Origin of the sequence: Thalassomonas sp. M1454, assembly GCF_007097525.1 — a bacterium.
GTDB lineage: Bacteria > Pseudomonadota > Gammaproteobacteria > Enterobacterales > Alteromonadaceae > Thalassotalea_A.
On record NZ_VKDD01000002.1, the window covers coordinates 280,343 to 290,551 of the forward strand.

A 10,209-nucleotide genomic window follows, 5' to 3' on the forward strand; every position below is an offset into this window, starting at 1 on the left:
ATATTTATTCTTAAAGCTAGGTTATAATAAAACCAAATAGCCTTACTTAGATGTCAAAATACAATCTTATGAATACTTTTTCAGAAACTGAATTTAGAAGAAAATTTCCGATTTTACAAAAGCTTAATAAAGATTCAGGCCTCATTTATTTTGACAACGCGGCAACGACACAAAAATATAAAGCTGTCATAAAAACTTCACAAAACTTTTATCAAGAAAGTAATGCAAATGTTCATCGTGGCTCTCATTTTCTTAGTGCAAAAGCGACAGAGTCTTTTGAAATAGTCCGCTTGCAAGTTCAAAAGTTAATAAACGCGAAATCTGCAAAGGAAATTATTTGGACTAAAGGCACAACGGAAGCAATCAACCTAGTCGCTCAGTGTTTCGGCTTAACTAACTTATCTGCGGGGGATGAAATTGTTGTTTCCCAAGCGGAGCATCACGCCAATATAGTGCCTTGGCAAAACCTTGCTAACCAAATAGGTGTTGTTATAAAAGTTTTGCCATTAGATAAATGCGGACGAATTGATCTGGTGCAGGCGCAACGTATTATTTCTTCAAAGTGTAAGTTATTAGCAATCAACCATATTTCTAATGTGATTGGTAAAATAAACCCGATAGAGCAACTCATTGCGCTTGCTAAAGGCGTTGGCGCTAAAACATTAATTGATGGCGCCCAGTCAATTGCTCATACGATTATTGATGTACAAGCGCTAGATTGTGATTTTTACGTGTTTTCAGCCCATAAAATGTATGGGCCAACTGGCATTGGCGTACTTTTCGGCAAACAAGAGCTGTTAGAGAAAATGCCGCCGTATCAGTTTGGCGGAGAGATGATCAAGAAAGTAAGTTTTACTGGCACAACTTACAATACCTTGCCTCACAAGTTTGAAGCAGGCACGCCCAATATTGTTGGAGTAGTAGGCTTAGGTAGTTGTCTTGAGCTCTTTTCTCCATCGTTTTTAACCCCTATGACTGAATATGAACAAAGGCTATGTCAATATGCCTACCAAGGGTTAACTACAATTCCTGGGCTTGAATTTTTAGTCGAACAGCAACCCGATATTCCTTTATTTAGTTTTACCATCAACGACCTGCATCATCATGATGTGGCAACCTTTCTTGATAGTAAAGGTATTGCGGTTCGCAGTGGTCATCATTGTGCTATGCCGCTGATGGACTTGTTTAAATTAGATGGTAGTGTGCGTGTTTCTCTTGCCCCATACAATACCTTTGCTGAAATTGATGAACTTATTAAGCAGTTAAAGTTACTTGTGCAAGGAGATGAAACTGACCAAACATCAACATCTATCAAGCCATCGCTAGAAAGTATAAATACTCCAGATCAAACTCAAATAATAAACCTATTTAACAAAGCTAATTCTTGGGATTTAAAACATAGGCAAATCATGTTACTTGCCAAGCAATTACCTAGAATAGATAAACAACAGCGCACTGATGACGATTTAATTAATGGTTGTGAAAGTAACTCATGGCTTCAGGTAAGTCTTGATTTGACTACTAAACAGCTGTCTTTTATGGCAGATAGCGATGCAAAAGTTATCCGTGGTTTAATGGTCATTATTTTAAGTGCTTATCAGCATAAAACAGCAGAGCAAATTATTGCTTTTGATATATCTAACTTTTTTAGCCAGCTCGGTTTAATGCAACACTTAAGCCCATCGCGAGGTAATGGCGTAAGAGCTATTGTTGAACGTATCGAACAACTTGCCGCAAGCTACCTCTAAATCAAGAGGGTCAGATCAACTTGAAATGATATTTTAAATCATTTGCTCACTGTAAATTAAACGGCTAGTTTTAACTATGAAGCTTAGCTGTTATGGAGATTTTATGAGTGCATCAATACAGTCTATCGGCCAAATAGCAATTGCGGTTAATAATATAGAGCAAGCTAAACAATTCTATCGAGATAGTTTAGGCTTAACTTTATTATTTGAAGCGCCGCCTGGCTTAGCTTTTTTCGATTGTGGTGGTACTCGTTTAATGTTGACCACATTACAAGGCCATGAGCAAGATCATAAAACCTCTGTTATTTATTATAAGGTTGATGATATTAAACTTTTTTCTGAGCAACTAAAGCAAAAATTAATAGTCTTTGAGCGAGAGCCTGCACTTGCGGTAAAAATGCCAGATCATGAACTATGGATGGCATTTATTAGAGACCCAGATAATAACTTGATCGGAATTATGGCTGAACTTCCTTTATCTGAGTAGCCACAGCAAGATTAAAACATTAAATCTTTTAGATTATCAATTACTGCATTAATAATAATTTTTTGTTATTGTTTATCTGTTGTTACATCTACAAAAGAGCAGGGTAATGTTAAATAATAAATGGTTGCACACATTTTATGTTTTGGTTGAAGTAGGGCACTTCACTAAAACTGCTAAGAAGCTTTTTATGACTCAACCAGGAGTTAGTCAGCATATAGGCAAGTTGGAGGCACAACTTGATGTAGCTCTGATAAACCGTATAGGTAAAAGCTTTGAGTTAACAGAAGCTGGTAAAACCTTATACGAATTTGTAAAGCAGCAAAAGCAGCAAGAACAAATTCTTAAAACGAACATTAAAGAAGACTCCGAACATAAGGGTATGTGTACTCTTGCTTGCTCTGGTGCTGTTGTTACCCAAATTTATCCTCATTTACTGTCTCGACAAGCCCAATACCTTGAACTGTCTATTCATATACAAGCTGACTCTAACCAAGGGATTATTGATAAAATTATTAGCAATAAAATTGATTTAGGTGTTGTCAGTCAGCAATTTGCTGCAAGCGAACTGCACTTTGAAAAAATTGCTAATCAACCTTTTTGTTTGATCCTTCCTGCAAGTTATAAAAATAAAAAAGTGAGTTTTAACGATTTGCTTAGTTTAGGTTTTATTAATCACCCTGATGGGCACCAATATGCTGAGCGGTTGTTATCGGCAAACTTTAAAGGTGAATTTAAAAGTATAAGTGAGATCAAGCAAAGTGGTTTTGTTAATCAATTAAACCAAATTTTATTACCGGTAGCATTTGGCCTTGGTTTTACTGTTTTGCCAGAGTTTGCTGTTAAGCAGTTTAATGAGCCAAATAAGCTATATACCTTACCATTAAATAATTCTATTAGTGATGATTTATACTTGGTCCATAAGGCGAATAAAGATTTACCTAAGCGCTACAATTGGCTTAAGCTCAATATTGGGAAGTTTTTAACTGTGAGTTAGAAAGTATGGAAAGAGGCATAGGAGAGAATAAAATGAGCAGGGTTTCAAGTTGATCTGACCCTCTTGATTTTTGGTAAATTTTAAGCAAAAAAAAAGGTAAAACCTAAGTTCTACCTTTATCATCAAACCAGTTTAAACTGGCATACTCATTTAAAATTAAAGAGCTTTGATGTTTTCAGCTTGAGGACCTTTTTGACCTTGAGTTACAGTGAACTCAACTTTTTGGCCTTCAGCTAAAGTTTTGAAACCTTCGCCAACGATTGAACGGAAGTGAGCGAAAACGTCAGGACCATTTTCTTGCTCGATAAAACCAAAACCTTTAGCTTCGTTGAACCATTTTACTGTACCAGTTGTAACAGACATATTAATTTCCTATGTATTTAAGAGTAATTTGAGTCTTCAATATGAAGACAATTTTTGGAAGCACACTATATTACTTATAAACACATCGCGATATCTGTAAAGGTATCGATTTAGCAAAGATAAATATTTTGTAGAACTTTCAATTCGAGAGTCATTATATAGAGGACTAAGCCCAAGTCAATAGAATTTTGGTTATGTTAATTAATATAATCAAAATTACATTTTTAATTACTTGTATTTTATCAACTAAAATTTATTACAAGAAAGTGTAGTAATTTGTAATAACAATTTTTTAATACCTTTTTGATGAAATAATGGCCTTTAAAGTCGCTATTTTGGCACGTATATCTGCATTTCTTCACTAATTTGCTTACGCATTTCCATTAGTTTTTTAGCTGTTTCGTACTGCTTAATATCTTCTTCACTTTCTGGTTGCCACTGTGGAATACCAACCGGTTGGCCAGATTCATCAACCGCAACCATGATTACGATACAATGTGTGGTTAAACGACGGTTCATTGATTTAGGGTCGCATGCGAATACTTCAAGCGCTATATGCATAGAAGAATTTCCGGTATAAATGACCTTAGCATTTACTTCAACTAAGTTTCCAACGTGAATAGGGGCAACAAATCTAATGCCACCAGCATAGGCCGTAACACAATATCTACTACTCCAGCCCGCTGAACAAGCATAAGCAGCTAAATCTATCCATTTCATTACTGCGCCGCCATGCACCTTTCCACCAAAATTTACATCTTGTGGCTCAGCTAAAAATCTTAAGGTTAAATCTCTTTGCGGTTTATTCATTTTATCCTCTGTGCACTCTTATAAGTTGTTTTTCTACTCAGGACTAAGTTGAGTAATTACTTTAATTTAACATACTATGCTATAAATCATTGAAATGAACAACGATCAATTCAGTTCCGGTAACTTTATATTGCTGTTTTTTTATATTATTAAGCTCTATTAAATGTCCTGGTCGAATAATATGCTCAGTGTTAAGTGCGTCGCTGATGGTTATATTTGAATGTGTCGGATAAATAAAACAGCGAGAACATGCGTCTATTATATAGCTAGTTTGTGCTTTTATAGTATGAATCGATAACTGGTGTTTTTTGTCGTTATGGATGACATTAAAGTCAGTAATAGTGCCATTTAACAGTTTGCCAAAGGTTTTAGCATCGCCGTCAAATGTCGCATAACTTAATTTATCCTTTAATGTGTGGCTAAGAATTTGATTACCCTGAAGATCACACAGTGAATTTTTATCGTAGCTAAGCTCAATACCTGTACCACTTAATAAAAATAAGTTACGTTGCAAACCACTAAAATTTGAAAACAAACCGTCTTCACTTACTGTGGCAATACTAAGTCGATAGCTAAAATTATTTAAGTCGCCATTGTCATTGATGGCAAGCTCTATGGTTTTACCTTTACCATTTTTCCAAGGCGTAGTTTTAAATTGTTCAGGGGAGGTTATTTTCATAGTATCCATTTATTCACCGATCGGTTTACAAACTTATCGAATAAGTTTATTAAGAAAGTAGAGTATATCGGCAAAACTTACTGTAAGTAACATTATATCAAAGATATTAGTAACGATATTCTCAGTCATTAATGATACTCTAAGTTAACTATTTAGAATCGGCTAATACACGTTTTCGGCTATGCAATCACATCAATTATTAAAACAATACTTTGGATTTAACGACTTTCGTCCAGGACAGCAACAAGTTGTTGAGCATATTTTATCAGGTCAAAGTGCTGCAGCTATTTTTCCTACAGGCTCAGGTAAATCGCTATGTTATCAACTGCCAGCAATCGCTCTGCCGCATTTAACGTTAGTTATATCGCCACTTCTTGCTTTAATGCAAGATCAACTGGAGTTTTTACAGGCACGTGGTATTGCCGCAGCAAGTATCGATTCGATGCAATCAAAAGAGCAAAGCCAACAAGTAATGCATGGCGTGCGCTCTGGTGAGATTAAAATTTTAATGATTTCCGTTGAACGTTTAAATAACGAGCGCTTTCGTCAATTTTTACAACAAATTCCAATATCATTATTGGTCGTAGATGAAGCCCATTGTATCTCAGAGTGGGGCCATAATTTTCGCCCAGACTATTTAAAACTGCCAAAATATAAAAAGCAGTTTAACATTGCACAAACCTTGTTGCTTACCGCCACTGCAACTGAAAAAGTTATTGCTGATATGGGCAATAAGTTTGCTATCTCTGATGAAAATATTACCTTAACTGGTTTTTATCGAAATAACTTAAATCTGCATGTACAAGGCATTAGCCAAGCAGATAAAGATAACTATTTAGCCCATTGGCTTAACGATAAAACTGAGCAAGCTGGGATTGTCTACGTTACTTTGCAGCAAACTGCCGAAGAGGTGGCACGAACCTTATCAGCGAAAGGCTATCAGGCTAAGGCATATCATGCCGGTATGGACAGCGAGCTAAGACAATCGATTCAACAAGATTTCATGAGCGGTAAGGTTAACCTCATTGTTGCAACGATTGCCTTTGGTATGGGCATAGATAAAAGTGATATTCGATTTGTTGTTCATTATGACTTACCTAAATCTATTGAAAATTACGCGCAAGAAATAGGTAGAGCAGGGCGTGACGGTTATCAATCAGAATGCTTAGTACTAGCGAATTATGACAACCTGAATATTTTAGAAAACTTTGTTTATGCTGACACGCCAGAAGAAACAGCCATTAGTTATGTTATAAATGAAATTCACAATGTTACAAAAGCCCAGTCGCAATCCTCTTTGAGTAAAGCAAATCAATGGGAAGTGGTGCTTAATAGTTTATCAAGCCAGTCAAATATACGCTTACTTAGTTTAAAAACATTATTGGTATATTTAGAGCTAGCCGGATTAATAAAACCTGCTTACAGCTATTTTGCTGAGTATAAATTTAAACTAAAAGGCAGCGAATCAGACTTAATCAATAACTTTAGCGGTGAAAGACAAACCTTTATTAAAGCCATATTTGACTCATCAGATAAAGCCAAAATATGGTATACGATCAATTTTGAGAAGCTGCAGCAGCTCTACCCAAGTGAAAGAAACCGAGTGATAAGTGCCATTGAATATTTTGATGAAAAATCATTAATTGAGCTACAGTCAAAACAGATGACTGAAGTGTATCAAGTTAATCCCAACCTAATAGATTTAGCAGGTTTACAGGCAAAAGTTTATACTCAGTTTAAACATAAAGAAGCCAGTGAAATTGCTCGTATTGAGCATTTGCTTGCCTTTTTTGCTTCAAATACATGTTTAAGTCTTCAGCTAGCGCATTACTTTAGTGATAATCGTTTACAGCAACCTTGTGGTCATTGCTCTGTTTGTTTAGGACATGTTGCACAAATGCCGCCTGTTATTACATTAAAACCGCTTACGGAATTTAACTTTAATGAATACGCACAAGAGATTATTAGCAAGCTAGGGCAGCAAACCTCGGCAACGCTCGTTAGTCGTTTTTTATGTGGCTTAACTACTCCAATATTTACTAAATTACGGGTCCGTAAACTTAAAGGCTTTGCTGTATTCGAGCATTATCGTTATGGCGAAGTGCTTAATTGGGTACAAACAAACTTGGGCAATTAGCTCTATTAATTGCACGAAGTTATTAATTTATTTGCCCTTTTACATTATTACTCTAGATTTAAAGGTGAGTATTTGGCAGAATCGCGCCTTAGTTTCTGCGTATATTAAATAAACAGCATAAATCGAATCATTCTAACCAAACGAGATAACACATTGAGCCAATCAAAATTTTCAACTTTAGGTTTAAAACCTGAATTAATAAGCAACCTTGAATCATTAGGCTATAACGAAATGACGCCTATTCAAGCTCAAAGTTTACCTGATATCATCAGCGGTAAAGATGTTATTGGCCAAGGCAAAACCGGTTCAGGTAAAACCGCCGCGTTTGGTTTAGGTATGCTGCAAAAATTAGAGGTGAAACGTTTTCGGGTTCAGTCATTAGTATTATGTCCTACGCGTGAACTTGCTGATCAAGTAGCTAAGGAGATCAGAAAGCTCGCTCGTGCAATTCATAATATTAAAGTATTAACTTTATGTGGTGGTATGCCATTTGGTCCTCAAATCGGTTCATTAGAGCATGGCGCGCATATCATTGTTGGCACTCCAGGGCGTATTGAAGAGCACGTGATAAAAGGTACTTTAAATTTAGAAAACCTAAACTTGTTGGTACTTGATGAAGCCGACAGAATGCTTGATATGGGCTTTCAACCAGCCCTTGATAACATCGTAAAACACTCTCCAGAAGATCGCCAAACCTTATTGTTTAGTGCCACATTCCCGAACCGTATTAAACAAATTTCTGAACGAATCATGACTAAGCCAACTATGGTAAAAGTTGAATCTCGTCATGAAGAAAGCTCTATTTCGCAGCATTTTTATAAAGTTGCCGACAATGAAGAGCGTATACAAGCGTTACGTTTGTTATTATTAGAGCACCAACCAGAGTCTTGTGTGGTATTTTGTAATACCAAAAAAGATGCGCAAATAGTGGCGAGTACTTTAGTTAATTATGGCTTTAGCACGTTAGAGTTACATGGTGATTTAGAGCAAAGAGACCGAGATCAAACTTTAGTTCGTTTTGCCAATAAAAGCGCTAATATCTTAGTTGCAACCGATGTAGCAGCGCGTGGTTTAGATATCGACGCTCTTGATTGTGTGATCAACTTCCATATAGCACTCGACAGTGAAGTTCATATTCACCGCATAGGCCGTACAGGGCGTGCAGGTAGTAAAGGTATTGCTTGTTCGTTATTTAGTGAACAAGAAGGCCACAAGGTTGCATTGCTTGAAGACTATCTTGATAGAAAAATAGTGGCTGAAACTTTACCTGATTTTAATACCTTAAGTAATCCGGTTATGCGCCCAGATATGATCACTATTCAAATTGATGGTGGTAAGCGTGATAAAGTGCGCCCGGGGGATATTTTAGGTGCGTTAACCGGCGATAAAGGCATTAAAGGTGACCAAGTAGGTAAAATCAACGTGTCTCAAAACTTCTCTTATGTTGCAATAAAACGTGCAGCCCACAAAGTAGCTTTTAAAAAGTTAGAACAAGGTAAACTTAAAGGTAGAAAGTTTAGAGTTCGTGTTATTCGCGGCTAGAGCTCTATTAACCAGTTCAAGGCAGGGATTGTTTTATCTACCTCTGTCTTGATGCAAATACTTGCTATTATTCCATTAAGCATTATTTATGCTATCCTCAAAAGACAATGTTAATAATATATTACAACAACTTTGAGGATTAACCATGAAACCAATCTTATTACTGTTAACTGTTTTCAGTTTTGCTAGTGTTGCCAGTGAGCCTTTATCTCCACTTGAAGTTAAAGAAGTACAGAAGTTACTTGCTGAGGCAGCAAGTAAAGCTAAGTATGTGGATGAAATTTGTGAAATGCCTATCAGCGCTGAAAAATTTAAGGAACTATCTAAGATTAAAGCATTCAGTGAAGGTTATGAAACTATTGAAGGCATTAGTTGGGAAGCGGTTAAGGATATAGCCCTTAAAGAATATGATGAGTTGAAAAAACAAGCGCCAGATGGCCAATATTGTGATAAATATTTAGCAGACTTAAAAGGTAACTACCGCTTTTTAAAAGATACCAGCGGTAAGTAAAGTTTATCAATGCAAGATAAAGTAAAGGCAGATAGTAATTATCTGCCTTTCTTGTTTTAAGCGGTTTACAAGTCCGTATTGTTATTTTCGCTGCTTTTTAGCAATATATTTTGTCATCGTCTTACTTACAGCAAAAAAAGCAAAACTAGCCGTTACATGCGTTGCTGCGCCAAAACCACCACTACAATCTAAACGCATAGCGCCATCATTACTTTGCTTGGCTAAGCAAACTTCGCCATCGTTTTTCGGATAAATAAGTTGTTCAGTAGAAAACACCGCATCGATAGAAAACTTTCTCTTTACATTGCGAGGGAAGTTGTAATCTCGGCGTAATTGATTTTTTACCTTAGCAAGTAAAGGATCTTGATAGGTTTTACTTAGATCGCTAATTTCTATTTTAGTTGGATCTATTTGTCCACCGGCACCGCCTATAGTGACCATTGGCAACTTCTGGCGTTTACAATGTGCAATTAACGCAGTTTTTACCCGAACTGAGTCTATGGCATCAACCACATAGTCAAATTCACTAGTGATAAGCTCACTAAGGTTTTCCATAGTAATAAAGTCTTCAACTTCATTAACAATACAGTCAGGGTTTATTTGTTTAATACGCTCAGCCATTACCTCTACTTTGCTTTCGCCAATGGTATCGGCAAGGGCATGGATTTGGCGGTTAGTATTGGTTATACATATATCATCTAAATCAATTAAGGTTATTTGACCAACGCCATTACGGGCAAAGGCTTCAGCAACCCAAGAGCCAACGCCACCTATGCCAATAACGCAAAAGTGTGCTTGTTGAATATGTTTAGCACCATTAACGCCATATAAGCGTTCAATACCACCAAAACGTAATTGATAATCTGACATGTAAAATTAACCCTAGTAAAAAACGCCGCCATTATAACCAAAATCAAGGTGTCTGACACCTTGATTTT

10 protein-coding genes are annotated in these 10,209 nt (G+C 36.4%); 6 read left to right on the forward strand and 4 right to left on the reverse strand.

Translation table 11 applies throughout. From position 1 onward, the window contains the following. The first annotated feature begins 68 nt into the window (after positions 1 to 68). The 3 genes from FNN08_RS03175 to FNN08_RS03185 all read left to right on the forward strand — a co-directional run bounded on the left by FNN08_RS03175 (position 69) and on the right by FNN08_RS03185 (position 3,229). Positions 69 to 1,748, forward strand: coding sequence for a SufS family cysteine desulfurase (locus tag FNN08_RS03175; RefSeq protein ID WP_143583306.1), 1,680 nt, complete (start codon positions 69 to 71; stop codon positions 1,746 to 1,748). 103 nt (positions 1,749 to 1,851) lie between these two features. After that, positions 1,852 to 2,235 carry a VOC family protein gene (locus FNN08_RS03180; protein WP_143583307.1) on the forward strand — a complete coding sequence of 128 codons (384 nt, stop codon included), beginning with the start codon at positions 1,852 to 1,854 and terminating at the stop codon, positions 2,233 to 2,235. Between the two features lie 106 nt (positions 2,236 to 2,341). Beyond that, entirely contained in the window at positions 2,342 to 3,229 is an 888-nt protein-coding gene (locus FNN08_RS03185) for a LysR family transcriptional regulator (RefSeq protein WP_143583308.1), read from the forward strand. A 156-nt stretch (positions 3,230 to 3,385) separates the two neighbouring features. Here FNN08_RS03185 and FNN08_RS03190 read toward each other — a convergent pair whose 3' ends face one another. The 3 genes from FNN08_RS03190 to FNN08_RS03200 all read right to left on the reverse strand — a co-directional run bounded on the left by FNN08_RS03190 (position 3,386) and on the right by FNN08_RS03200 (position 5,090). Beyond that, the gene (locus tag FNN08_RS03190) at positions 3,386 to 3,592 is read right to left on the reverse strand and encodes a cold-shock protein (RefSeq protein WP_143583309.1); all 207 of its coding nucleotides are present in this window, start codon (positions 3,590 to 3,592) and stop codon (positions 3,386 to 3,388) included. 330 nt (positions 3,593 to 3,922) lie between these two features. Next, positions 3,923 to 4,402, reverse strand: a complete 480-nt coding sequence (locus tag FNN08_RS03195) for an acyl-CoA thioesterase (protein ID WP_143583310.1) — start codon at positions 4,400 to 4,402, stop codon at positions 3,923 to 3,925. A 79-nt stretch (positions 4,403 to 4,481) separates the two neighbouring features. After that, positions 4,482 to 5,090 (reverse strand): HutD family protein, encoded by a 609-nt coding sequence (locus FNN08_RS03200; RefSeq protein WP_143583311.1) that lies wholly within the window; start codon positions 5,088 to 5,090, stop codon positions 4,482 to 4,484. 172 nt (positions 5,091 to 5,262) lie between these two features. On the opposite strand from FNN08_RS03200, the gene FNN08_RS03205 reads away from it, so the two are divergent. From FNN08_RS03205 to FNN08_RS03215, 3 genes are all read left to right on the forward strand, one after another. After that, positions 5,263 to 7,218, forward strand: coding sequence for an ATP-dependent DNA helicase RecQ (locus FNN08_RS03205; protein WP_143583312.1), 1,956 nt, complete (start codon positions 5,263 to 5,265; stop codon positions 7,216 to 7,218). Between the two features lie 153 nt (positions 7,219 to 7,371). Then, positions 7,372 to 8,760, forward strand: coding sequence for an ATP-dependent RNA helicase DbpA (gene dbpA, locus FNN08_RS03210; RefSeq protein WP_143583313.1), 1,389 nt, complete (start codon positions 7,372 to 7,374; stop codon positions 8,758 to 8,760). 145 nt (positions 8,761 to 8,905) lie between these two features. Continuing rightward, on the forward strand, positions 8,906 to 9,271 hold the full coding sequence (locus FNN08_RS03215; protein ID WP_143583314.1) for a hypothetical protein: 366 nt from the start codon (positions 8,906 to 8,908) through the stop codon (positions 9,269 to 9,271). Between the two features lie 81 nt (positions 9,272 to 9,352). On the opposite strand, the gene tcdA is transcribed toward FNN08_RS03215, so the two are convergent. Next, positions 9,353 to 10,141 carry a tRNA cyclic N6-threonylcarbamoyladenosine(37) synthase TcdA gene (tcdA, locus tag FNN08_RS03220; protein WP_143583315.1) on the reverse strand — a complete coding sequence of 263 codons (789 nt, stop codon included), beginning with the start codon at positions 10,139 to 10,141 and terminating at the stop codon, positions 9,353 to 9,355. Between the last annotated feature and the right edge of the window lie 68 nt (positions 10,142 to 10,209).

Bases quoted from the DNA above. Each gene is read 5' to 3' on its own strand.
- FNN08_RS03190 (WP_143583309.1), bottom strand. From the start codon at position 3,592: ATGTCTGTTACAACTGGTACAGTAAAATGGTTCAACGAAGCTAAAGGT.
- FNN08_RS03200 (WP_143583311.1), bottom strand. From the start codon at position 5,090: ATGGATACTATGAAAATAACCTCCCCTGAACAATTTAAAACTACGCCT.
- FNN08_RS03215 (WP_143583314.1), top strand. From the start codon at position 8,906: ATGAAACCAATCTTATTACTGTTAACTGTTTTCAGTTTTGCTAGTGTT.
- tcdA (WP_143583315.1), bottom strand. From the start codon at position 10,141: ATGTCAGATTATCAATTACGTTTTGGTGGTATTGAACGCTTATATGGC.
- FNN08_RS03185 (WP_143583308.1), top strand. From the start codon at position 2,342: ATGTTAAATAATAAATGGTTGCACACATTTTATGTTTTGGTTGAAGTA.
- FNN08_RS03175 (WP_143583306.1), top strand. From the start codon at position 69: ATGAATACTTTTTCAGAAACTGAATTTAGAAGAAAATTTCCGATTTTA.
- FNN08_RS03195 (WP_143583310.1), bottom strand. From the start codon at position 4,402: ATGAATAAACCGCAAAGAGATTTAACCTTAAGATTTTTAGCTGAGCCA.
- FNN08_RS03205 (WP_143583312.1), top strand. From the start codon at position 5,263: ATGCAATCACATCAATTATTAAAACAATACTTTGGATTTAACGACTTT.
- FNN08_RS03180 (WP_143583307.1), top strand. From the start codon at position 1,852: ATGAGTGCATCAATACAGTCTATCGGCCAAATAGCAATTGCGGTTAAT.